The organism is Sphingomonas sp. 28-62-20 (assembly GCF_002281505.1).
Genome location: NZ_NCGH01000014.1, coordinates 1 through 22,735 on the forward strand (window position 1 = coordinate 1; position 22,735 = coordinate 22,735).

Here is a 22,735-nt window from a genome sequence, read left to right on the forward strand (position 1 = left end):
CGAAAGCCAGGCGCGCGGCTACAAGCCCGGCCGCTTCAGCTTCAACGTCAAGGGCGGCCGGTGTGAGGCGTGCCAGGGCGACGGCCTGCTCAAGATCGAAATGCACTTCCTGCCCGACGTCTATGTCACCTGCGACGTCTGCCACGGCGCGCGCTACAACCGCGAAACATTGGAGGTGAAGTTCAAGGGCCTCTCCATCGCCGATGTGCTCAACATGACGGTCGAGGACGCGGTCGAATTCTTCAAGGCCGTCCCCCCGATCCGCGACAAGATGGCGATGCTGCAGGAAGTCGGCCTGGGGTACGTCAAAGTCGGCCAGCAGGCGACGACGCTCAGCGGCGGTGAGGCACAGCGCGTCAAGCTCGCCAAGGAATTGTCGCGGCGCGCGACCGGCAACACGCTCTACATCCTCGACGAACCGACCACCGGCCTGCATTTCGAAGACGTCCGCAAACTGCTGGAAGTGCTCCACGCGCTGGTCGAACAGGGGAATACGGTCGTCGTGATCGAACATAACCTGGACGTCATCAAGACGGCGGATTGGGTGCTCGACCTGGGGCCGGAGGGCGGCGTGAAGGGCGGGGAGATTGTGGCGGAAGGGACGCCGGAGAAGGTGGCGGGGGTGAAGGGCAGCTTCACCGGTCATTATCTCCGGCCCCTGCTCGAAAAGCGCCCCGCCAAAGCCGCCACTGGATGAGCCATCGCCACCCTCGTGCTCCTGCGAAGGCAGGAGCCCAGGCCATATTCCCGCCCTCGCGAGAACACGGGAACGGGTCCTGGCGGCAAGAAATGCGCCGCCAATGAGCTACCGCCCCGAATTCGAAGCCGCACTCCGGCTGCTCGCACAGGCAAGCGAGGCGATGGTTGCGCGGGGATTGCCCCGCCCGGTGCTGGTTGGTGGCGCGGCGGCGGAATTCTATTCGACCAGCGGGGTCACGACCGGTGACTTCGATCTGTGCACGCCGCGCCAGGCCGAACTGGAGGAGGAATTGCAGGGGCTCGGCTTCGTCAAGCCGGTTGGCCCCGGTATGGCAACGCGCGGCTGGATCCACCCCGATCTCGCGCTGGGTTTCGAGGTGGTTGCGGCTGTCCCAATGGGCGGCACAATCGACTATGCCCGCATCCGACTGGTCCAACCGATCGGCGAAACCGCGTTGTTCCGGGTGATCTCAGTCGAAGATCTGATCGCCGATCGCATGGGCCAATATGCATCAGGCACCGCCCGCGACCGGATCGATCAGGCCCGATTGCTGCTAGCGCTTCATCCTGACGCCGATTTCGACTATCTGGATAAGCGAATTCGCGAGGAAAGCGCCGGTGACTATGGGCTCGACGCCATCAAGGACTGATCCGCCCGAGGCCGAGGCCGATCGCCCGGTGATCGACATGGCCGAATTCGGCGCACGCATCGCCGAGCGAAAGGCCGCGCTCGGCCTGCCCGATCTGCCCCGCAACAGCGGCAAGCGCCGCACGGCGAGTAAACGGGCGTTGCTGAAGGCGATCGAGGAGGCGGGTGGTACGTGGTGAGGGCAGCGAGGCGCAGCGGGTAAAACGCGCCAAGGAACTCAGCCGCCGCGCGACGGGGAGACGCTCTACATCCTCGATGAACCCACCACCGGGCTGCATTTTGAGGATGTGCGCAAACTACTGGAAGTGCTCCACGCGCTGGTTGAACAGGGCAATACCGTGGTGGTGATCGAACATAACCTGGATGTCATCAAAACCGCCGACTGGGTGCTCGATCTGGGGCCGGAAGGCGGCGTGGGCCGAAGGCGACCGCAGGTCAACGGCGGGGAGGTTGTGGCGGAAGGGACGCCTGAGAAGGTGGCCGGGGTGAAGGGGAGCTTTACGGGGCGGTATTTGGCGCCTTTGTTAAACTCATCAAGTGCGTAAGTAGTGACCTTGCAATGAATGGTATCGTTGGCTATATTAGTTACGCCCTTCGCTTTAGGCGGAGGGGAGCGACGTTAAGGACCGCAAGTGCGAATATTCGCGCCGCGCGGAGGATCGTGGTGATGTTAATCGTCACTTCGAATTCGACTCCTTTCAGAGCTGTGGAGATATCAGCATCACCGATGCTATTATACCACACGAGGTAATTATCGTACCGGCTAGTCCGGAAGTAAGGTAAGTAACCCGGAGGAAAATGGGACGCACGGTATCCTATGCCTCCGGGTACGCACCCGAAGAAGACGATTTTGATCCGTTGGCCGACGATTTTGTATCGCGCGAACGGAAATATTTGCACTTTGATCGGCCCTTGAGTGAGCAGGATCGGGCAAAAATCCGGGCGACGCCGTCGGCAATTATGTCAAATAGTTTTTGGCCGCTTCTGGCATTTTCAAAAACCGAGCGGCGAGTCAAACGAGATAAAAAAGGAGTGATCACCTTCAATGATAAGGTGCGCGAGATTAAATTTGGCTCACACTATGACTCTGCAATTTTAGAGCATTATTCTACTAATATTTCAGAAGACTTCGAGCAATTTATTAAAAATAAGCCAATTGCGGATTCGATACTTGCTTATAGACGTGGCGTTGGTAACAATATAACTCATGCGAATAATTTATTTGAAGAAATTCGCCAAAGAGGCGAAACAACTGCGATAGCAGTCGACATTAGCGGGTTTTTTGACAATATTCGACATGAAGTCCTACTTGAAAATATTAAAAAGGTTCGCAATGTAGAGCGATTGTCTGATCCAGATTATAAGATATTTACCAGGATGACCCAGTTCGAATGGGTTGATACGAGCGTCATCGAACAACGATTGGAAGGAAAATTTCGCCCTAAAGGACGAATTTGCAACGCCTATCAGTTTCGAAAATATCTGCGGACCAAGGGCGATAGCGTAGTTGAGACTAACGTGAAGTTTTTTGGAATTCCTCAAGGAACTCCGCTATCTGGTCTTTATGCAAATATATCATTGCTTGGTTTTGACAAGGAATTGCATGATTATTTCACAAATATTGGCGGAAGTGTAAGAAGGTATTCCGACGATATCGCTATATTGATACCTGCGAACGTCAGCACTAATGACGCTATAGCGTTCGTTCGGTTAAAATTAGGAGAAGTTGGTCTTCAGTTAAGCGAGCATAAGACTGAAATATCTAATTTCTTTTTCGACAGATCAGCAATGGCCATTGTGGCTGATAAGCCATTTCAATATCTCGGATTTACATTTGACGGTCAGAACGTATTAATTCGTCAATCATCCTTAAATAGATTTTATTCAAAAATGAAATCAGGAGTTCACGCAAAGGTGCTTGCAGCCCATCGCAATGGCGTTGCGCCCTCTAACATTTATATGCGTGAGCTTTTTAGAAAGTATACCCATTTCGGGAAGCATCGAAACTTCCCTCGATACGCATATCGAGCTTCTCGAGAGATGAAAGCTCCGGAGATTAAAAAGCAAATCGCGAACCATTTTAATATATTTAAAGAAATGGTTCGATTATCGATCGATTCTGTTTATTAATGTTGGAATTACGGTGACAGTGCACCTAATATAAAATCACCAACTCCGTTTCGTCACTTTCACCCGCTTCCCCTCCGCCCGTGCGATCACCGCCGCGAATACCGCGTCGAACACCGGCTGCGGAATAAACCCATAAAACGGCGTTCGATCCTCTCCACGCTCGATCGGCCGGATGTCCGGCCCCGGCCAGCGGAAGCGGTTGAGTTCGGTGACCATGATCCAGCAGCGTTCGGCATCAAGGCCAAGATGCGCCTTCACCCGCGTCGGGATTTCGAAGGCGTCGCCGGGATGCACGGGTGGTTGCGTCGTCACCGGCACGACGAGCAGCTTGGTGTTACCGTCCACCTCCTCGCGCGCGATCACGACGACGACGGGGCGTTGTCTGCGGCCATCCTCCTCGCCCCGCGCCGCCTCATGCGCCCACAGGTACGAATAGGACAGGACGTTAGCCGGTTTCGGTTTCGTCCATGAGGTAGTTGAGCGCGATCGACTCAGCGGGGGCTTGGACATTCATCAAGGCCTGTAGCGTTTCGTCATCCAGGTCCTCCGTCCTGATCACTTGCCGGTCGCGCCGTTTCAGCCGCTCATATTCCTTGAGCGAGATCATCACGATGCGCGTCGTGCCGTGGCGCTGAATGCCGACGGGGCGCTGCATCGCCTCATCAGTGTAGAAGCCGAAGCGGTTGGCAACGTCCTTGGCGGACACTTCTAGGATCGGTTCTGGCATGGCGATTCTCGGTTGTCTAGCTAAAGTAGCTACTTTAAGCATTCACTGCATAGTACCTACAACTTTGGTTGTTGGCTAATAGTTTTCTGTTGGCTCAATCCGAACATTCCCGCCGCGGCAAAGCCCGTTGCGGGTCGGCCATGCCCCCGGCATGGCCTAAAGGATGCGGGGCATCCTTTACCCGGAACGCGTCGGTCGTCGCTTGGGCGACGCCGGCCGAGCGCGCTCGTCGCACGCGCGCCGGGCTGGATTTAGCTACCGCTAAATCTCGCCTCGCGCGCTACAGCCCCACCGCCTTCCGGAGCGCCTCGTTCATCCGCGCCTGCCAGCCCGGCCCGTCCTCGCGAAACTTCGCGATCACATCAGGATCAATCCGCAGCGTCACTTGCTGCTTCGCCACCCCGCGCACCGGGGGACGGCCGCGGACCATGCCGTTCGGGCCAAGATAGCCCGTCGCCGGGCGGATCACCTTGCCGCCGACGATAAAGGCGGCCATGTCGAACATCTCATCGGTCCATTCGGGCGCATCGTCGGCTGGGTCAAGCCAGCCGTCGTCGGAGTTTGGTTCGGTATTTGGCTTGTTCTCGCTCATTGGCTTTCCTCATCGATATAATGCGTCGCCCATTGACCGCCTCGGTCCAGATGATGACGACCATGCGATCCCCAAGCAGGCCGATCGTCGCGTAGCGTCGCTCCGGATAGTCGAACCGGTCATCTTCGGATTCGAATACCGGCCCGTCGAACACTTTCGCAGCATCCGCAAAATCCAACCCGCGTATCGCGAGTGTGGATCGCCGCTTCGTCGCGTCGAAGCTGATCTCCAGCTTGCCCATTATGTAACTCCATAAGGCCGCATGTCAACTACCCACTGGTAACGTTGGATTTTCTCTGATTATATTCTTGGTTTGTTCCCAGTTGCAACAGCCAAACATGAGAAAGGGAACTTTATGCCCCACCACCCGGAAGCCCCGCTCCAATCCCGCCGCACCGAAATCACCCCCGGTTCCACCGCCGATGAAGCTTATGCCTTTACGCATTGGCAAAACCTCGTCGACGCGCGCCTGATCGGGAACATTGCGGACCTTTCGCCCGAAACCTGTGCCCGTCACGCCGCCAACGAAGCAGCGCTCGGTGTCGTGCGCGCCACGGGGAGTGTCTGGTGATCGCGCTGGCCGATCGCGCGCCAACCGCGCGAGGGGCGCTGGATTTAGCGTTCGCTAAATCCTAGCCTCGCGCGATGTGCAATGAAGCCGCTCGCCGCATCTCGCTCGGTCAGATTCGTGAGGACTGGTCGCAGATCAAGATCCCGCTGCTCTTTCCAGAGGGGGCGCCTAATATGGCGCCGCTCGACAGCATCCGCATCACCGATCCCACCGTCATCATCCGCGCCGCCGCCAGCGATGCGCCCGGCAATGCGCTGGCAGCGGAACTCGTCACCCGCCGCTGGAGCTGGCCGCTGACGAGTGGGCCGGGGGGGGGCAAGCCGCTCTATAATCTGCGCAGCGAGGGGCGGCGCTTTGGCAACTCGGCGAGCGGGGGCCGCTGCCTGATCCCGGTCGATGGCTTTTATGAATTCACCGCGCCCGAGCCGGGGCAAAAGCGCAAGACCAAATGGATTTTCACCCCCGCAGCCGATGGGCCGCTGGCGGGGGACTATCTGTGCATCGCCGGGGTGTGGCGCACGCACGAAAGCGTGGGGGAGGCGTTCACGATGCTCACCGGCACGCCCGGCCCTGATGTCGCCCCCTATCATGCGCGGCAAGTGGTGCTGCTGCCGCGCGCGCGCTGGGCGGATTGGATCGCGGGCACTATTCCCTCCGCCGATCTGATCGCGCCGACGCCTGCTGGCTCACTGGTCGCTGCGCGGGCCTGAGCGCGTCGCCGACGCAACGAAATCGCTCCCTGCGCATTGAGCCTCCAACACCCCTGCTGGAGAAAAGACATGCGCACGATCACGCTCGGCCTGTTGGCTGCATCAACCCTGCTCGCGGGCTGCGAGACCTATGGCAATGGCGGTCCTGGCTATGCCTCGGACTATCGCCGTTACGATTACAATAATCCCGATCCGCAATATGGTGGTTATTATGCCGACAAATATTATCGCGAAGATAATGTCCGCTATCGGGAACGGCGCCTCGGCCAGAATGATCGCGTCTATCGCGGGCAGGACGGGCGTTATTATTGCCGCCGCAACGATGGCACCACAGGGCTGGTGATCGGCGCGGCGGTTGGCGGCTTGCTCGGTAATCTGATCGCGCCGGGCGGCTCCAAGGTGCTCGGCACGGTGCTCGGCGCGGGCGGCGGTGCGCTGGCGGGTCAGGCGATCGATAAAAACGGTCAGGACGACGTCCGCTGCCGTTGATCTGGCCATTGCGTTAAAACGCGTTGATCAAGTCGGCCCCGGCAGGCTTCACGCTTGCCGGGGCCCTTTGCTGTGCTATCCCGGCTGAATATCGAGAAAATAGTGCCGGAGAGAATAGCCTGATGCGTGCCGCCCTGATCCCTGCTGCCTTTACCCTAGCCTTTACCCTGACCGCCGCCGCCACGCCTGCGCTCGCCGCGCCGCGCCAATATGCCGGGCTGGTGATCGACGCCACCGGCAGCCGTATCGCCAGCGTTGATACCGTTACCGCCGGGCACGCCAGCATCACGCTGCGCACCGCCAAGGATGGCCGCATCGTCTCGACGATCGATCCTTGCGCGACCTGCAGCTATTCGGGGCTCAGCTTTGCAGCCGACGGTTCGCTTGCCTTTTTGGCGCGGGACCGTGCGGCGGGCGTGGTCAGGCTTCATGTCGCGCGCGGCGATGCGCCGCTGCAAACCGTCGCCACGATTAAGGGCATCGCGCAGACGCCGCGCTTCTCGCCCGATGGCAAGCACATCGCGCTGCTTGTGACGATTGGCGCCGCCAAGGAAGCCGGCGCGGCCCAGGCGGGCGTCCGCCAAGTTGGCGAGATTGGCGAGAAGAATGACGAACAGCGCCTCGCGGTGTTCGCGCTCGGCAGCGCCCCGGTCGCCGCTGACGCAGTCAAGCCGCTCTCGCCATCGGGCCGTTATATCTATGAATATGATTGGGCCCCCGACGGCACAGAGTTGGTCGTCACCTCAGCGCTCGGCAATGGCGATGCCAACTGGTGGGTGGCCACGCTCGACGCCGTCAATGCGCAGAGCGGCGCGGTGCGGCAAATCGCCAAGCCCGCCACCCAGCTCAATTTCCCGCGCGTTTCGCCCGATGGCCAGACGGTCGCCTATATTGGCGGGTTGATGAGCGATTTCGGCTCGGTTGGTGGCGATGTCTGGACGGTGCCGCTCGCCGGAGGCGCGCCCGTCAACATCACCGCAGGCGCAAAGGCAACCGCCACCTCGCTCGACTGGACTAAGGCTGGCCTGCGCGCGACCTTATTGGCAGGCGATCAGGCGCAATTGGCGAGCGTTACCCCCGGCACCGGCTTTTCGGCGCCCTTGTTCAGCCGTCCGGCCAGCTTTGCGGCGGGCGACGGGCGCGCGTCTTTCAGCGCCGATGGCAATCATGTCGCGACGATCATGCAGGATTTCACCCACGCCCCGGCGATCATCGCCGGCAAGCTCGGCAGCCCGCGCCAGATTACCCATGACAATGACGATGTCCTGCCGATCGTCACGGCGCGCAGCATTCGCTGGCAGAATGAAGGGTTTGACGTGCAGGGCTGGCTGCTCGCGCCAAGCGCCGCCGATCCGTCGAAAAAGGCGCCGATGATCACGATCGTCCATGGCGGCCCGGCGGCAGCGAGCATCCCCGGCTTTGTCGATCGCGGCGGCACGGCAGAGATGATCCGGGCGGGCTATTATGTCTTCCTGCCCAATCCGCGCGGCAGCTATGGCCAGGGGGAAGCCTTCACCGCCGCCAACAAGCGCGATTTCGGCGGCGGCGATCTGCGCGACATCCTGACCGGTATCGATGCGGTGGAGAAGGTCGCCCCGGTCGATGATGCGCGGCTGGGGCTGACGGGCGGCAGCTATGGTGGTTTCATGGCGATGTGGGCCAATACCCAGACCAATCGGTTCAAAGCGATTGTGGCAGGCGCGGGGCTGTCCAACTGGATCAGCTATTACGGCACCAACGGCATCAATGCCTGGATGCTGCCCTTTTTCGGCAAGCCGCTTTATGAGGATTTCGATGCCTATAAGGCCCCCTCGGCAATCTATTTCATGAAGACCGCGCGCACCCCCAGCTTCATTTATGTGGGGGAGCGCGACATTGAAGTGCCGCCCACCCAGTCGATCGAATATTGGCACGCACTGAAGGAACTCGGCGTTCCCACCAGCCTGGTGATCTATGCCGATGAAGGCCATGGCATCCGCAGCCCGGCCAATGCGGCTGATCTGCAAAAACGGGTGATCGGCTGGTTCGACAAATATCTGGCGGCGCAATAACGGCGCTTGGAGCATCGTGCGCGAGGTTTGAATTACCCCCCGTTTGTCCTGAGTAGGGGCTGAGCCTGCCGAAGACCCGTATCGAAGGACCTGCCCCAAATGCTGTCCTTCGATACGCCACTTCGACAAGAGCTCAGCGGCTACTCAGGACGAACGGATCAATTTAAAGGCATCCCGCACTAGCGGAGCGGTTTGCCGCTATCCTTCCATTTGTCCAGGATCGTTGAGTCCGGGAGCGGATCGGCAATCGGGCGGCTGAAGCTGCTGCCGGCGATTGGCAGGCTGCTCTGCGCATAAGCGGGCTGGATAGCCGATGCGGGGGTCCGCGGCCTGGCGATCGCCACTGCTGCCGCCGCGTCAGTGCGTGCAACCTGCGCAACCGGGGCGCCCGGCGCAATCGCGCGCGGATGCGGGCCGGGCAGCGGCTCCCCGCCCAGATAGGCCTGGCGGAACGCGCCGGGCGTGCCCCAATATCCCTGCCAGCGATGGAAGAAATGCGCGCCAATCGCCGCCGTCATCACCAGCTGCCGGTTCCATGACGGCGTGACGGCATAGGTATGATAATGCGTCGCCGTGCCAACATCGCGCTCAACCGCACCGGCCAACATTACAGCCGCCACCCGCATCGCCCGCAGCCAGCTCGCCCGCGCCGGCACCCGCGCCATTGATCCGTCGCACGCATAGCTGAACTGGCAGCCGGTTGTCCGTTCCGATCCTTGATAGATCACGCCGCACACCGTGGCGGGGAAGGCGGGGTGGCGCACCCGGTTCAGGATCACCTGTGCCACTGCGCGCTGCCCGGCATCGGGCTCGTTGCCGGCCTCATAATAGATTGCGGCGGTCAGGCATTGCACCGCGCGGTCACGGTCGGTCGCACTGGCATGGCGCAGTGAAAACGGCGCGGCCGCGTGAATCGTCCCATCGGCAATCGTCGCCAGCGCATCGGCGGGGATCGGCAGATCGGGCAGCGCCGCGGTGCCGGTTACCCCAGCGGCAGGGGCAGCATCACTGTCGGCAGCATAAAGCAGCGCGGCACCGGGGAAATGATCCTCAGCCTCATAGCCGGTCGCGCGCGCCGCCGCCTGCATGGGCGCCGATTGGCTGGCGATGATCGCGCGGATTGCGGCTTGCGCGGAATAGCCAAGACACACGATCGCCAGCAGCGCGGCGGCGCTTGCTCCCCGTATCTGCCTGCCCGAAAACCGCCGCCAATCCACGCCCCAAAGCCTCTCGCCAATCCACCCGACGAACCGCGTCGGGCGCCCCGCGCCATAGCCGGGTTTTGCCCGGTCCGCGCGCGCTGATTTTGCCGTGTCCCGGGGCGAAACACTTGATGGTTAACGTAATTCTTTGGTCACTTCAGCGTCGGCGACTCCAGTTTCAGCGCGCTGGCCGGGATCAGCTCGAGCGTCGGATAGACCTTGCGCAGATCGTCGATGAACAGCTTTGACTCGCCCACCACGACGATGCTCGCCGCCGCTGGATCGAGCAGCTTGGCGGCAGCGGCCCGCACCGCCGCTGGATCAACGCCTTCAATCCGCCCGGCATAGTCCTTCAGCTCGCTCAGCGGCACATCATCGATCACATAGCCGCCGATCAGGCCGGCAATCCCGCCGGTGGTTTCCGCCGATCGACCAAAGCCGCCAATCAGCACGGCCTTGCGCGTATCGAGCTCGGCGGCGGGGGCGGTTTCGGTGCCCAGCCGCTTCATTTCGGCGACGATTATCGCCACGACTTCGGCTGCCGACGGGTTCTTGGTCTGGGTGCTGGCGCTGATCGGCCCCGGTTGACGGCGCGCCGCAACCGAGCTGCCCGCGCCATAAGCAAGGCCGCGTTTGATGCGGATTTCCTGGTTCAGCCGTGACGAGAAGCCAACCCCCAATGTCGCATTGGCGACAGCGGCGGGGTAATAGCTGGCGTCGTTGCGGGCGATGCCGGACCGCGCCACCACCACCCCGGCCTGACCGGCCCCGGGAAAATCGACGACAATCACGCGCGGTGCCGGATAGCCGGCGGCGACCGGCGCGGTTGGCTCGGCAGCAGACGCAGGCGCTTTCCAACCCGCGAAATTGCTGCTCGCCAGCGCCTGCGCCTGCGCCACGGTGATGTCGCCAACCAGCACCAGCGCAGCATGATCGGGCCGCCAGCTCGCTGCATAGCTGTTGACGATATCGCTGCGGCTGATCGCCTTCAGCGCGTCGGGCGTGCCCGCCAGCACATGGCCATAGGCGCTGCCGCCGAATACCGCGCGCGCCGCCACAAACCCGGCAAGCCTGGCCGGGTTTTTAAGCTCAACACCAATGCCGTCAATCGCCTGGGTGCGGGCGCGATCAATCTCTTCCTGTGCAAAAGCAGGGTGCATTGCGACATCGGCAAGGATTGCCAGCGCGGGTGCCGCCTGATCCGATTTCACCCCAATCTCAAGCGAGGCACCGTCCCAATCATTGGCGCTGCTGATCGACCCGCCGAGCGATTCAATCTCGCGCGCGATCTGGGTCGCGGATCGGGTGGTGGTGCCCTTGGTCAGCAAATCGGTCGCCAGGTTATTCAGCCCGGCGAGCGTCGCCGGATCCGCCGCGCCGCCACCCGGCGTGACGACCAGCGTCGCGGCGATCAACGGCAGATCGTGTTTTTCGACGACGATCACACGCAACCCATTGGCGAGGCGCGTCTCGATCGGCGTCGGCAGGGCGGCGGTCACCGGCGCGGCGGGCGGCGGCGGCAATACCCGCTCCGCGGCCGGGGCCGGAGTCACGATCCGGATGTCGGTCGGTGCAGTCAGCGCGGCGACCTGCACCGTTGGAGCGACGCTGATCGGATCGCTTTTCGGCCCGCCAGGCGTGGCAGGCAGATAACGAAGCGTGGCCGCGCGATTGTCGGTCAGGTACCGGCGGGCGACGCGCTGGATATCCGCAGCGGTCACCGCGGCCAGATCGGCGAGCTGGCGATCAGCCACCTTGGCATCGCCATCAATGATCACCGCACTGGCAATCGTCGATGCCTTGCCATCGGCGGTTTCGCGCTGGCGCAGCACCCCGGTGATGATCTGGTTCTTGGCCTCGTTCAGCTCGGCGTCGCTCACCAGCTGGTCGCGGACGCGGGCGATTTCGGCCTTCAGCGCGGCTTCGCCCGCTTCTGCGGATTTGCCCCCGGCCAGAATCGCATAGACTGCAAAGGCACCGGTCGCTTGCTTTGAATCGAGGAAGGTGCCCGCCGATTGCGCAATCTGGTCACGATAGACCAGCGATTCATAAAGCCGCGAGCTTTCGCCCGCTGACAGGATCGCGTTCAGTACGCCAAGCGGCGCGGAATCCGGGCTACGATCGGCCGGGATCTGATAGCTGATCAGCACCGCGGGCAGCGGCGTATTGTCCTCATACACCGTCCGGCTGATCGCGGTCTGGCGTTCGGGCTCAGCGACGGTCACGCGCGGGATCGCCCGATCGGGCTTTTTGATGCCGGCGAAGTAACGATCAATCCAGCCGTCGAGCTCAGCGGGATCGAAATTGCCCGCCACCACCAGCACGGCATTGTCGGGCCGGTAATAGGTGGCGTGGAAGGCGCGGACATCGTCAATCGACGCGGCCTCCAGCTCCTCGATGCTGCCAATGCCGGGCCGGGCATAGGGGTGGGTGGTGTACGAAATCTCGGGGAAATAGAGCGAGAACAGCTTGCCATAGGGCTGCGCCAGCACGCGGAGCCGCAGCTCTTCCTTCACGACATCGCGTTCGGACGCAAAGCTGGTCGGCTCGACAACCAACGACGCCATCCGGTCTGCTTCGGCAAACAACAGGCGTTGCAGGTGGTTGGCCGGCACCGTCTGATAATAATTGGTATAATCGTCATTGGTCGATGCGTTGTTGAATCCGCCGACATCCTCGGTCAGCCGATCAAACTGCTCAGGCACCAGATTGCGCGTCGCCTTGAACATCAGATGCTCAAACATATGCGCAAAGCCCGATCGCCCCTTGGGATCGTCCTTCGACCCGACATTATACCAGACCTGGACCGAAACCGTGGCCGTCCCCGTGTCGCGGATAGCAAACACCCGCAGCCCATTGGCGAGCGTGCGCTCGGTATAGGCGATGGGTTTGACCGCACTGGTCGATGCCGGGGCGGCCTTGGCCGGTTGCTTTGCGCTGGCGGCGGCAACGGGCAGGGCGGCGACACCGATCAACAGGGCGAGGCGGAAAAGGCGCATAGGGGCTGGACTCCGGATGGAATGATCTGGGCCGAGACTGACCCCGGTGTATTAACGATGTCAATCGCCATCAACCCTTCTCCCATCGGGAGGGGGGACTTGATGTCAGCCTTTAGGTGAAGCCCGGACAGGCAGCTTGTGAACTGAAACAGGGCGAAGTTGCCATCAGATGAAATCGTGCCCGATCGCAAAATAGACCTGACTGGGATCTTCAACTAAGGAACTTTTACTCAAGCGGCGACAGCGCTCTTTTCTGTAATGAACGGGGCCACCACTGATAAGGCATGATCGACATAGCTGGACTTTTCGCCAACTGGCGCAACATAATGCATTGCTTCCTCTGCAGCGCGCATGGAAGCGCCACGGGCGATCATCCAAGTCGCCAGATATTGCGATGCGAGACAGCCTCCTGCGGTCGCTACGTTGCCATGGGCGACGAATGGGGCATCAATCACTTTCACTCCCGCTTCAATCACCCAAGGCTTGCTCGTCAGGTCAGTGCAAGCAGGCAGATTGCCGACCAAACCAAGCTTAGCGAGCAAGAGAGTACCTGAGCATTGCGCGCCAACAAGCTGGCGAGTAGGATCGATCTCGATCCGACCCAAGAGATCGAAATCAGCGGCAATTTCTCGCGTCTTGATCCCGCTGCCAATCAGCACGGCATCGGCATCAGCTGCAAACTCTAAGGGCTTTTGTCGCTGGACCGTAACGCCATTCATCGAGGTAACTTGTTCGGTTGGCGACGTGATATGCGCGGCCCAGCCATGTGCTTTCATGCGATTGAGGATTGCCGCTGCGACGAACGAATCCAGTTCATTGAAACCGTCAAACGTCAAAACTGCAATCTGCATAAATCCCCCCCTTCTGGCGGTTATTAGAAAGTGCGAATATCCGCAGCAGTTATTAGGGGCGGGAACGCCAAATATAATAAGTTACTGGGTGGCCAGTTCGAGGATGAGTGTCTTGCTGCAAGACTTGCATGCCGGCCTTTTCATAAAAGCGACGTGCCTTTTCGTTCGACGAAGCTGTATGCAACGTAAACCCCTCTGGCATCTGATCCAAACAGCTATCGAAAAGCGCTCGACCCAAACCACTTCCAATTTGGCCGGGCAGCACGAAGATCTGATCCAGTATTGCTTCCTTGAGCTTGATCGCGGCAAATCCAACAATGGCGTCGTTTAGCTCGGCAACCGTTACCTTCCATCCCGCGGCGATCTCTTGATCGACTCTGCGCCGAAGCTCGTCAACGCTGGGCATAACGGGCGGGCCAACGCCGGGAAGGCTTGCGCTCCTATGCCAGATATCGGCAATGACATCATAGTCGCTGCTGGTCGCAGGCCGTAGTGCGCAAACTGAACTTTTTATGCTCATGGCTTGAGGTAGTTGTCTGCTGAAGGCGAGGCAATATCAGAATCCCCGCTTTCAGCATGTCCCAATATCCCCGCCTTTGTCCGCAAAGTTGGCCGTAGCGGCCACCCTCCGACCCCGGCCAACCAGCCCCCATCAAGCTCAACCCTATTTAGGGTCCTTGCGCGATCGGTTCGCATAAAGCAGCGCCGCCGCCAGTGCGGCAGAGCCAATGCCAATGCCGATGCCGATCGGCACCAGCGGCCAGCTGCCTTCCTTGGTCTGTTGCTTCTGTTCCAGCTCGGTCTGGTCCCCGGCTTCGCGGACGCGTTTGGCGGCGCGGGCGGCGGCCTCGATCTCGTTCATATCGGCCATGTCACTCTCCTCTACGCGCCGGTTCATCCGCCGGCATATCGCCTTCTAAAATCGTCTGCGAAGCTGGTCAGTCGCTGTTCGCTAATGGCAGCCCGCAAATCGCTCATCAACCGTTGATAAAAGCATAAATTATGTTCGGTCATCAACATAGCACCCAAAATCTCTGCCGATCGCACCAGATGATGCAGATAGGCACGGCTCCACCCTGTGCACACCGGGCAAGCGCAACTCGGGTCGAGTGGCCCCAGATCCTCGGCGAATTTCGCATTGCGGATGTTGATCGGCCCGGCACGGGTAAAGGCCTGGCCAGTGCGGCCCGACCGGGTCGGCAGCACGCAATCAAACATGTCGATGCCGCGTTCGACCGCCCCGACAATATCGTCGGGTTTGCCGACCCCCATCAGATAGCGCGGCCTGTCCGCTGGCAATTGCCCGGGCGCGAAATCGAGACAGCCAAACATCGCCGCCTGGCCTTCGCCCACCGCCAGCCCGCCCACTGCATAGCCATCAAAGCCAATCTCGATCAGCGCGTCGGCGCTGGACTTGCGCAGCGCCTCGTCAAGCGCGCCCTGCTGGATGCCGAAAATCGCCGCCGCTTCAGCATGTGCACCACCGCCGTCAAACGCCGCGCGGGATCTTTTCGCCCAGCGCATCGATCGCGCCATCGCCGCCTGCTGCACCTCGGGCGTTGACGTGGTCGGCACCAGCTCGTCAAACGCCATGACAATGTCCGACCCTAGCAAGCGCTGGATTTCAATCGATCGTTCGGGTGACAAGGTGTGGCGGCTGCCGTCGAGATGCGATTTGAAGGTGACGCCGTCCTCGTTGCGCGTCGTCAGGTCTGACAGGCTCATCACCTGATAGCCGCCGCTATCGGTCAGGATCGGGCGATCCCACCCCATGAAGCGGTGCAGCCCGCCAAGTGCTGCCACCCGCTCCGCGCCAGGGCGCAGCATCAGATGATAGGTGTTGCCCAGGATGATGTCCGCCCCCGACGCACGCACATCGGCGGGTTTCATGGCCTTCACCGTCGCGGCGGTGCCCACCGGCATGAAAGCCGGCGTGCGGATCGTGCCGCGCTGCATGGCGATTTGCCCGGTCCGCGCCCGGCCGTCCTGCGCGCTGATCGTGAAAGTGAATCGGCTCAAGCAGCGGCCTCGTGCCGGGTCCCCAGCATGAAATCAATCACCTCGGCTGGCGAATCGAACACCACATCGGGCTTGAGCGCGGTCAGGATCGATCGGTTGGCATAGCCCCACAGCACCGCGCCGGCGTCGATGCCCACCTTGCGTGCGGCGGTCAGGTCCCGCGTTTCGTCGCCGATTGAGATGGCGTCGGCATGCGCCACGCCCAGCTTGCGCAGCACCCGTTTGAAGCGCGGCGCTTTGCCGAACAGCGATGCGCCGCATTCAAACATGTCGATCTTGGCGACGATATCGGGGCCCAGAATGGCGCGTGCATTATGTTCGGCATTGGACGTGACAACCGCGATCCGCACGCCGCTGGCGACGAGCTCATTGATCATGTCGGTCACCCCGTCGAACAAATCGATCCGGTCGGTCTCCCCGGCCAGTCTTTTGTGAATATGCCGCGCGATGGCGGGCAGCTTCCAGCGCGGAATGCCGACATGGCGGATTACTTCGCGCGTCGTGCGCCCGCGCAATGTCTCGATTTCGGCGGAATCGATCCGGCGAAAGCGAAACCGTTCGGCAAGGTCATCGGCAATCGACAGGAACCAGTCGCCGCTATCGGCCAGCGTCCCGTCAAAATCAAAAATCGCCAGCCGGTAGCGCGGTGTCGGGCCGGGCGTCGCTACAAGCTTCGGTGCTGATTTGCTCACTGCGGCTGACGCCGTCTTTGCCCGCGCTGATCCAGCCCGTTGCCGCGCGCGCTATCCAGCGTCAGCAGCTCGCTGCGCACCAGTACATCATCCTTGTTGCGATCGAAGCGGGTGAAGGTCTTGTCGATCTGGGCAGTCAGCTCGGTCAGCGTGATCCGGTTGTCGCCATCGCTATCGGTTTCATAAGCGCTCGGCAGCGCGTTGCGATCCCCCAGCCAGCGCTCTGCCCAATCGGCCAGCTCGATATAGCCAAGCGATTCGGGCCGGGCTTTCTCGATGCTGGCAAAGCTCCGGGTCACGCCCGCGCGCATTTCCGCGCGCGTCACCCGCGCATCGTCATCGGCATCGGTCGCCCCGATGAACAGCGCCACCGGCTCGGCCATGATCGTAGCGCTTGGCGGCTGCGTAATCGGCGGTATCCGCGCGGCCCCGGCAGGATCGCCAGCGCCGGGTGCCCGCTGTGCCATCGCTGGCAGCACGGCCAGCCCAGTCAGCCCAGCAACCGCACTGCCCGCCAGCAGCAGAGTCATCACCAGTCGCTTGGGGGGAGGAGAAACAATCGCCATAGCCCGGCTGCGATAGCCGCCTTTGGGGGCATTGGCATAGCCCAGTTGAGCGGCTTCTGCCGTCATCAGCGATTTTTTCGAGATGGGGAGGCTGGGTCGCGCCCGACCGGCCCCGGCGCGGAGCCTGCGGACAAGCGCCTAGGATAGGTCTTCCTGTTCAGCGGGCGCGGTGGGTTGGTAATTGAGGTGTTTGGTGAACTGTCGTCGTGATCCCACAGATGCTTACATAGTCAACCTGTTACTTTACTGTGGTTGATAGTATAGACCAGCGGCGGCTCGCCAGGAATCTAGGATTCCAGACGAGCCGCGCTAATTTGCGCTTTCCCGTCAAGATTTGCTAACGTCTCTTTCCGCCCAAGCGCAATCATCCGCTGTGCATATTCAGGCGAGAAGTTAAGCAGGCCGTCGAAGATACCACCAAGCTTCCGCGCAGGGTAAAAAGGTCGGACGGAAGGGAACGACATGGCGTCGAGCGAGTCGGGCAACTCCTTCAAAGCGTAGAGTTTGTGCGGACCCAGTCCGTCGGCGAGTTGGGTAAGGCGCAGCAGCTTTGCACAGCGATCAAAGTGATCAACGTCAGCGGCTGTTTCCTCCTTTTTCTTCGGCGACAGATGCAGCACAATTATTTTATCGAGGTGATGAGTCAGCAAAGGCAAGATCGGCTCATTATCAACAACCCCACCGTCAACGAAATAATCTGTATCAACAAACACCGAACTCACGATGCCGAATGGGAGTGCGGATGACGCCAAAAGACACTCGACTGTACGAATCGGTTCTGAACTATCGATGCGAACATATCGCGGAATCCAATTTAACTCCGACCTTGCTAAGACTAGGTCTTGATCAACCACAAGCTTCCCCGTCCAATCCTTGGTCGTTGGAATGGGGCTATTGCCCTCGGTATCCGGGTTAAAAATGTATTTGCTGGCAGCCATCGTGACGTAAGTTGGAAGCACTATAGGTCGTGTTGATAAAAACTCCGCAAGGGTCGTCCGTAGGGGGTCGGCGGACATAACCCGCATACTCCGCAGCTCTTCCAAACTGATCTTAATCAATGAAGCAAAAATGACAGTCGAGATGAACAAAAATAATGCTCCCAGCGGATACAACCAAAATTCAAAAGGAGCATCTTTAGGCAGCCAGTGCTGAATGACGATCGCGGGCCAGCCCGTTAAGGTGATATCGGTGTTTATAATCAAAGAAAATACAAGTATTCTTTGATCTCGCGTATTGTTCGCAAGCGCATTGCCATTGTTAAAAAGAAGTAGACTTAAGAAAACAGTAACTACCAGAGCTCCGATAGGTAATAATGTCCACGGGGTTTGAGGTTAAATCAATCCGAGCGTGACAATAACATAGAGAAATACGAACATAAAAAGAAGCAGGTCGACATTATTATCATTTTCTCCATCAATGGGAGACCCGTAAACACGCGATACCAATAGCGAAATAATTACAATGACGGAGCCTAGTAATCGTGACATTAATCGGGGGAATTTCTTCAGGACTGGAATGCGATCATAGCTATTATGGGAATCCATCGCAGCCCAAAGCCGCGCTCCCCCACTCAAGTCTCCAGTTCCCCAAATGGTTGCGTTTAGCGCGCCGGCCGAAGTTCCGGAAACTGCTTCAAATGTAAAGCCGCGTTCCTTTAACGCAATCATCGCTCCTAAGCTGTAGGCGCCCTTCGCACCCCCGCCCATGATGACCAGCCCTCGCCTCATCGTCCCCTCAATATTCTGGACTACGCCGCCAATTTATCTAGATTACTGTGCTAGTCCGCCAAATACGTAGAAACTCCCTCTTTGTCGTCATGGATTTCGATTATGAATAAATTTATTGAAGATAGACGGTAATTCGGTGTCGTAATTTCAAATGCTGCTATAGAGACCCACTGTCGATGGAACACCTACCGGCTGTCTACCCGCCAGTGCCTAGTCACGGCAGCAGCAGCGACGAATCCCCATAGCTATAAAACCGATACCCACTCTCAATCGCATGGGCGTACGCCGCCTGCATCACCTCCAGCCCCATCAACGCACTCACCAGCATGAACAATGTTGATTTCGGCAGGTGGAAATTGGTGATCAGGCCGTCAATGCCTTTGAAGCGATAGCCGGGCGTGATGAAGATCGCGGTGTCGCCCTCGAACGGCATGATCACGCCGTCGTCCTGCGTGGCACTTTCGATCAGGCGCAGGCTGGTGGTGCCGACCGCGATGATCCGCCCACCGCGCGCGCGCGTCTGGTTGAGCACGGCAGCGGTTTCGGGGGAGATTCGGCCCCATTCGGCATGCATGGCGTGATCGATGGTGTCGGTCGCCTTGACCGGCAGGAAGGTGCCCGCGCCGACATGCAGGGTCAGCATGGTATGGGCGATGCCCGCTGCGGCAAGTGCGGTCAGCAGGCCCGGCGTGAAGTGCAGTGCGGCGGTGGGGGCGGCGACGGCGCCTTTTTCGCGGGCGAACATCGTTTGATAATCATCGGCGTCTTGCGCGTCGGTCGGTCGCTTGGCGGCGATATAGGGCGGCAAGGGCATCCGCCCGACCCGGTCGAGCAGCAATTCGACGGGCTCGTCGCCCAGAAAGTCGAGCGCAAAGCTGCCGTCTGCGGCGCGGTCGCTGGCAATGGCGCGGGCGTCGGCGCCAAAATCGATCGCTTCGCCTTCGCGCAATTTGCGGGCGTTGCGGATGAACGCGCGCCAGCGGCGGGGCCCTTCGCGCTTGTGCAGCGTCGCGCCGATCCGCGCCTGGCCGCGCATCCCCTCAAGCTGGGCTGGGATGACGCGGGTATCGTTGAAGACCAGCACGTCGCCCGGCTGCAACAGGCTGGGCAGATCGGTCATGACATGATCGGCCAGTGCCTGGGGCGTCACGCCAAGCAACCGCGCCGAATCGCGCGGCACGGCTGGCCTGAGCGCGATCCGCTCGGGCGGCAGATCGAAATCGAACAGATCAACCTTCACGATACGTTAGTCCCGGTTCGCCGCGCGACAGGATCAGCGCGGTGGCTTTGCGGGTGGCGCTTTTCGGGGTGCCGGTGGGGGCGACATCGGCAGCGTCACGGCGGGGCCAAGATCGGGCGCTGGGGGGGCGGCGGCGGCGATGAAGGCTGGGGGGCTGTCGGCGGCGATATAGGCGTGCAGGATCTTGGACGGGCTGGCGGGGGGCTCGCCGCGCTCGACCGCGTCGACATGCTCCATGCCCTGGATCACCCGGCCGAACACCGTATATTTCTTGTCGAGCTTCAGCGTTGGCTGGAAGACGATGAAGAACTGGCTGTTGGCGCTGTCGTCCGATTGTGCGCGCGCGGCGGAAACGGCACCGCGCACATGCGGCAGGTAATTGAATTCGGCCTTCAGATCGGGGAGTTCCGATCCGCCCGTGCCATCGCCCTTGGGGTCGCCGGTCTGTGCCATGAAGCCGTCAATCACGCGGTGAAACAGCAGCCCATCGTAAAAATGCTGGCGGGTCAGCAGCTTGATCCGCTCGACCGTCTTGGGAGCGACATCGGGGCGCAGCCAGATGATCACCCGGCCGCCGGTCGACAGGTCCAGATACAGCAGGTTTTCCTTGTCGTTAATGTCCGGCACGGGGGCGCGGCCAGCTAGCTGCACCGGGATAATCTGGGCGGTGGCGGGCAGGGTGATCAGGCACCCGAACAGGGCGCTGCAGGCAACAAACAGGCTGGCAAAAAAACGCATCACATCCCCGCACAAAAGCGATTTCAGCCGCGCTTAGAGCAAATCGCGGATTGCGCCAAACTGAACGTTGCTGCCCGCCAGGCGCGACCGCGATCAGCTGCCCTTGCGGCCGATTTGTTCGACGCGCGCGATGACATCGGCATTGACGCCGGGCGGCACGAATTTGTGGATGTCGCCGCCGAACATCGCGATTTCCTTGACCCAGCGGCTGGCAATCGGCTGCAACGCGACATCGGCCATCAAAAAGACGGTTTCGATGCGGTTGTTGAGCTGCTGGTTCATGCCCACCATCTGGAATTCATATTCGAAATCGCCGCCACCGCGTAAGCCACGCAGGATCATCCCTGCGCCTTCGCGCTCCGCAAAATCCATCAGCAGCGAATCAAAGCCGACGACATGGATTTCGCCGCTGACATCAGCGACTTCGCGCTTCATCATCGCCATGCGTTCGTCGACCGTGAACATCGCGTTCTTGCTGGGGTTGGTCGTCACGCCGATCACCAGCCGATCGACCAGCTTTGCGCCGCGCCGGATGATGTCCATATGGCCCAACGTGACCGGGTCAAAGGTGCCGGGATAGACCCCGGTGCGGATCGTCACCGATCGCGCTCGAGCGTGTAGCGCGCAATTTCGCGCAGCAGATCGGCCTCGGCGCCATAATTATGCAGATGCTGCACGGCCTGATCGACCAGCATCCGCGCTTGTTCGCGCGCCCGGTCAACGCCGAGCAGGCTGAGGAAGGTTTCCTTGCCCGCGTCCTGATCCTTATGGACGCGCTTGCCCATTTTTTCTTCTTCGCCCTCATAATCGAGCAGATCGTCGGCGATCTGGAACGCGAGGCCGATGGCGCGCGCATAGCCGCGCAGGCCAGTCCGCGCCTCAGGCGATGCCTTGCCCAGAATCGCCCCGGCCTCAACCGCGCTGGCGATCAGCGCGCCGGTCTTCATCGCTTGCAACCGGGTGATGGTTGGCAAGTCAAAGCTCGCCTTTTCGGCTTCGATGTCCATCATCTGCCCGCCGGCCATGCCCGCCGGCCCCGCCGCCCGCGCCAGATCAAGCACCAGTTCGGCGCGCACAAAGGGATCGCCATGCGTGGCCGGCTCGGCGAGAATTTCAAACGCCAGGGCGTGCAGGCAATCGCCCGCCAGGATGGCGGTCGCTTCACTATACAGCTTGTGGACGGTGGGCTTGCCACGGCGCAGATCGTCATCGTCCATCGCCGGCAGATCGTCATGGATCAGCGAATAGACATGGATGCATTCGATCGCGAGCGCCGCGCGCCCGGCGCACTCGCGGTCCACGCCGAACAGCCGCGCCGTTGCAAACACCAGCAAGGGCCGCAATCTTTTGCCGCCGCCGATCGCGGCATGCCGCATCGCCCGGTAAAGATCGGCCCGGGGATCGTCAGGGATCGCCAGCAATAAATCGAATCGGTCGTCAATCTCGGCCGAGATTTCCGAAAGCGCCGCCTTCAGCGACAACGAGGCGTCCGCCATGATGATATCAGCCCGCCGCAAAGGAAGTGGTGCCGACCGGTCGCCCATCGCTATCGAGCTTGATCGCTTCGATCCGGGCCTGTGCCGCATCCAGCCGGTCGGCACAACGCTGGCGGAGCTGACTGCCGCGCTCATACAGGGCGATAGAATTATCGAGCGGCTCATCCCCGCTTTCAAGCCGGGCGACAATGCGCTCCAGCTCTTTCAGGGCGTCCTCGAACGACATTTCTTCGATTGCACTAGCGGCTTCCATGGCGACGCTATGGGGCAGGCGGGCAACAGGGGTCAAGAAGCAGCAAGGACCCAAGTGCAATGTCGTGCGTTTCTCGGGGCAGCTTTTCTTGCCCCAGGCATTATTGGGCGCGTCATTGGCAACAGGATCGGCCACGCCATCTGCCATGCGCCGGTTACACCCAAAGCGGTGACTTGGGCGGCGAAAATCGACCGGGGCATGCCCAAAGCCATGGCGGGCGGAGTGATCGCAGGTTAGGTTGATCGGGCAATTTGGCAGGAGGACAGGCGATGCGTTTAGCAATTGTGGCATGTGCAGCAGGGGCGCTGGTCTGCATCGGCGGCTGCGCTTCTTA

27 protein-coding genes and 1 pseudogene are annotated in these 22,735 nt (G+C 60.6%); 9 read left to right on the plus strand and 19 right to left on the minus strand.

The genetic code is table 11. From position 1 onward, the window contains the following. From B7Y43_RS12805 to drt2, 5 genes and pseudogenes are all read left to right on the plus strand, one after another. The coding region (locus tag B7Y43_RS12805; protein ID WP_374132051.1) for an ATP-binding cassette domain-containing protein at nt 1-697 on the plus strand (697 nt) is incomplete at its 5' end. A 103-nt stretch (nt 698-800) separates the two neighbouring features. Further along, nucleotides 801-1,349: a hypothetical protein gene (locus tag B7Y43_RS12810; RefSeq protein ID WP_374132052.1), complete on the plus strand. Its 549-nt coding sequence runs from the start codon at nt 801-803 to the stop codon at nt 1,347-1,349. Beyond that, nucleotides 1,324-1,527 carry a hypothetical protein gene (locus B7Y43_RS12815; RefSeq protein WP_374132120.1) on the plus strand — a complete coding sequence of 68 codons (204 nt, stop codon included), beginning with the start codon at nt 1,324-1,326 and terminating at the stop codon, nt 1,525-1,527. Before B7Y43_RS12810 ends, B7Y43_RS12815 begins: the two co-directional genes overlap by 26 nt. Before the next feature lies 1 nt (nt 1,528). Next, nucleotides 1,529-1,893: pseudogene (locus B7Y43_RS12820) on the plus strand (excinuclease ABC subunit A); the annotation flags it as partial. Nucleotides 1,894-2,146: 253 nt separating this feature from the next. Continuing rightward, a complete protein-coding gene (drt2, locus tag B7Y43_RS12825) occupies nt 2,147-3,478 on the plus strand; it encodes a reverse transcriptase/maturase family protein (protein WP_374132053.1) in 1,332 nt (443 codons plus the stop codon). A 36-nt stretch (nt 3,479-3,514) separates the two neighbouring features. Here the strand turns inward: drt2 and B7Y43_RS12830 are convergent, their stop codons facing one another. The 4 genes from B7Y43_RS12830 to B7Y43_RS12845 form a co-directional block, all read right to left on the minus strand. After that, nucleotides 3,515-3,988 carry a hypothetical protein gene (locus tag B7Y43_RS12830; RefSeq protein ID WP_374132054.1) on the minus strand — a complete coding sequence of 158 codons (474 nt, stop codon included), beginning with the start codon at nt 3,986-3,988 and terminating at the stop codon, nt 3,515-3,517. Then, nucleotides 3,924-4,205, minus strand: coding sequence for a type II toxin-antitoxin system Phd/YefM family antitoxin (locus B7Y43_RS12835; RefSeq protein ID WP_374132055.1), 282 nt, complete (start codon nt 4,203-4,205; stop codon nt 3,924-3,926). The genes B7Y43_RS12830 and B7Y43_RS12835 overlap by 65 nt, the downstream gene beginning before the upstream one ends. Before the next feature lie 280 nt (nt 4,206-4,485). Next, nucleotides 4,486-4,797 carry a BrnA antitoxin family protein gene (locus tag B7Y43_RS12840; protein ID WP_374132056.1) on the minus strand — a complete coding sequence of 104 codons (312 nt, stop codon included), beginning with the start codon at nt 4,795-4,797 and terminating at the stop codon, nt 4,486-4,488. Continuing rightward, entirely contained in the window at nt 4,745-5,038 is a 294-nt protein-coding gene (locus B7Y43_RS12845) for a BrnT family toxin (protein WP_374132057.1), read from the minus strand. Before B7Y43_RS12845 ends, B7Y43_RS12840 begins: the two co-directional genes overlap by 53 nt. 114 nt (nt 5,039-5,152) lie before the next feature. On the opposite strand from B7Y43_RS12845, the gene B7Y43_RS12850 reads away from it, so the two are divergent. The 4 genes from B7Y43_RS12850 to B7Y43_RS12865 all read left to right on the plus strand — a co-directional run bounded on the left by B7Y43_RS12850 (nt 5,153) and on the right by B7Y43_RS12865 (nt 8,618). Continuing rightward, nucleotides 5,153-5,368 (plus strand): hypothetical protein, encoded by a 216-nt coding sequence (locus tag B7Y43_RS12850; protein WP_374132058.1) that lies wholly within the window; start codon nt 5,153-5,155, stop codon nt 5,366-5,368. Between the two features lie 74 nt (nt 5,369-5,442). Next, on the plus strand, nt 5,443-6,078 hold the full coding sequence (locus B7Y43_RS12855) for an SOS response-associated peptidase family protein (RefSeq protein ID WP_374132059.1): 636 nt from the start codon (nt 5,443-5,445) through the stop codon (nt 6,076-6,078). A 69-nt stretch (nt 6,079-6,147) separates the two neighbouring features. Beyond that, on the plus strand, nt 6,148-6,567 hold the full coding sequence (locus tag B7Y43_RS12860) for a glycine zipper 2TM domain-containing protein (RefSeq protein ID WP_374132060.1): 420 nt from the start codon (nt 6,148-6,150) through the stop codon (nt 6,565-6,567). Between the two features lie 122 nt (nt 6,568-6,689). Further along, the gene (locus tag B7Y43_RS12865; protein ID WP_374132061.1) at nt 6,690-8,618 is read left to right on the plus strand and encodes a S9 family peptidase; all 1,929 of its coding nucleotides are present in this window, start codon (nt 6,690-6,692) and stop codon (nt 8,616-8,618) included. A gap of 179 nt (nt 8,619-8,797) precedes the next feature. Here the strand turns inward: B7Y43_RS12865 and B7Y43_RS12870 are convergent, their stop codons facing one another. The 15 genes from B7Y43_RS12870 to B7Y43_RS12940 all read right to left on the minus strand — a co-directional run bounded on the left by B7Y43_RS12870 (nt 8,798) and on the right by B7Y43_RS12940 (nt 22,401). Further along, on the minus strand, nt 8,798-9,835 hold the full coding sequence (locus B7Y43_RS12870) for a cell wall hydrolase (RefSeq protein ID WP_374132062.1): 1,038 nt from the start codon (nt 9,833-9,835) through the stop codon (nt 8,798-8,800). A gap of 137 nt (nt 9,836-9,972) precedes the next feature. Continuing rightward, nucleotides 9,973-12,819 (minus strand): pitrilysin family protein, encoded by a 2,847-nt coding sequence (locus B7Y43_RS12875; protein WP_374132063.1) that lies wholly within the window; start codon nt 12,817-12,819, stop codon nt 9,973-9,975. Nucleotides 12,820-13,049: 230 nt separating this feature from the next. Beyond that, complete coding sequence (locus tag B7Y43_RS12880) at nt 13,050-13,670, minus strand: DJ-1/PfpI family protein (RefSeq protein ID WP_374132064.1); 621 nt, start codon at nt 13,668-13,670, stop codon at nt 13,050-13,052. A gap of 52 nt (nt 13,671-13,722) precedes the next feature. Then, entirely contained in the window at nt 13,723-14,076 is a 354-nt protein-coding gene (locus tag B7Y43_RS12885; RefSeq protein WP_374132065.1) for an N-acetyltransferase family protein, read from the minus strand. A 258-nt stretch (nt 14,077-14,334) separates the two neighbouring features. Further along, nucleotides 14,335-14,541: a hypothetical protein gene (locus B7Y43_RS12890; RefSeq protein WP_374132066.1), complete on the minus strand. Its 207-nt coding sequence runs from the start codon at nt 14,539-14,541 to the stop codon at nt 14,335-14,337. Nucleotides 14,542-14,564: 23 nt separating this feature from the next. Next, entirely contained in the window at nt 14,565-15,689 is a 1,125-nt protein-coding gene (gene tgt, locus B7Y43_RS12895; protein WP_374132067.1) for a tRNA guanosine transglycosylase, read from the minus strand. After that, nucleotides 15,686-16,381 (minus strand): HAD hydrolase-like protein, encoded by a 696-nt coding sequence (locus B7Y43_RS12900; protein WP_374132068.1) that lies wholly within the window; start codon nt 16,379-16,381, stop codon nt 15,686-15,688. Before B7Y43_RS12900 ends, tgt begins: the two co-directional genes overlap by 4 nt. Continuing rightward, entirely contained in the window at nt 16,378-17,013 is a 636-nt protein-coding gene (locus B7Y43_RS12905; protein ID WP_374132069.1) for an EF-hand domain-containing protein, read from the minus strand. The genes B7Y43_RS12900 and B7Y43_RS12905 overlap by 4 nt, the downstream gene beginning before the upstream one ends. A 221-nt stretch (nt 17,014-17,234) precedes the next feature. Further along, nucleotides 17,235-18,149 (minus strand): patatin-like phospholipase family protein, encoded by a 915-nt coding sequence (locus B7Y43_RS12910; RefSeq protein ID WP_374132070.1) that lies wholly within the window; start codon nt 18,147-18,149, stop codon nt 17,235-17,237. Nucleotides 18,150-18,278: 129 nt separating this feature from the next. Continuing rightward, entirely contained in the window at nt 18,279-18,674 is a 396-nt protein-coding gene (locus B7Y43_RS12915; protein ID WP_374132071.1) for a patatin-like phospholipase family protein, read from the minus strand. Between the two features lie 214 nt (nt 18,675-18,888). Next, the gene (gene queA / locus B7Y43_RS12920; RefSeq protein WP_374132072.1) at nt 18,889-19,914 is read right to left on the minus strand and encodes an S-adenosylmethionine:tRNA ribosyltransferase-isomerase; all 1,026 of its coding nucleotides are present in this window, start codon (nt 19,912-19,914) and stop codon (nt 18,889-18,891) included. 33 nt (nt 19,915-19,947) lie between these two features. After that, nucleotides 19,948-20,652, minus strand: coding sequence for a peptidylprolyl isomerase (locus B7Y43_RS12925; RefSeq protein WP_374132073.1), 705 nt, complete (start codon nt 20,650-20,652; stop codon nt 19,948-19,950). Nucleotides 20,653-20,745: 93 nt separating this feature from the next. Further along, the gene (gene coaD / locus B7Y43_RS12930; RefSeq protein WP_374132121.1) at nt 20,746-21,246 is read right to left on the minus strand and encodes a pantetheine-phosphate adenylyltransferase; all 501 of its coding nucleotides are present in this window, start codon (nt 21,244-21,246) and stop codon (nt 20,746-20,748) included. A 2-nt stretch (nt 21,247-21,248) separates the two neighbouring features. Next, entirely contained in the window at nt 21,249-22,148 is a 900-nt protein-coding gene (locus B7Y43_RS12935) for a polyprenyl synthetase family protein (protein ID WP_374132074.1), read from the minus strand. Between the two features lie 7 nt (nt 22,149-22,155). Beyond that, nucleotides 22,156-22,401 carry an exodeoxyribonuclease VII small subunit gene (locus B7Y43_RS12940; protein WP_374132122.1) on the minus strand — a complete coding sequence of 82 codons (246 nt, stop codon included), beginning with the start codon at nt 22,399-22,401 and terminating at the stop codon, nt 22,156-22,158. Between the last annotated feature and the right edge of the window lie 334 nt (nt 22,402-22,735).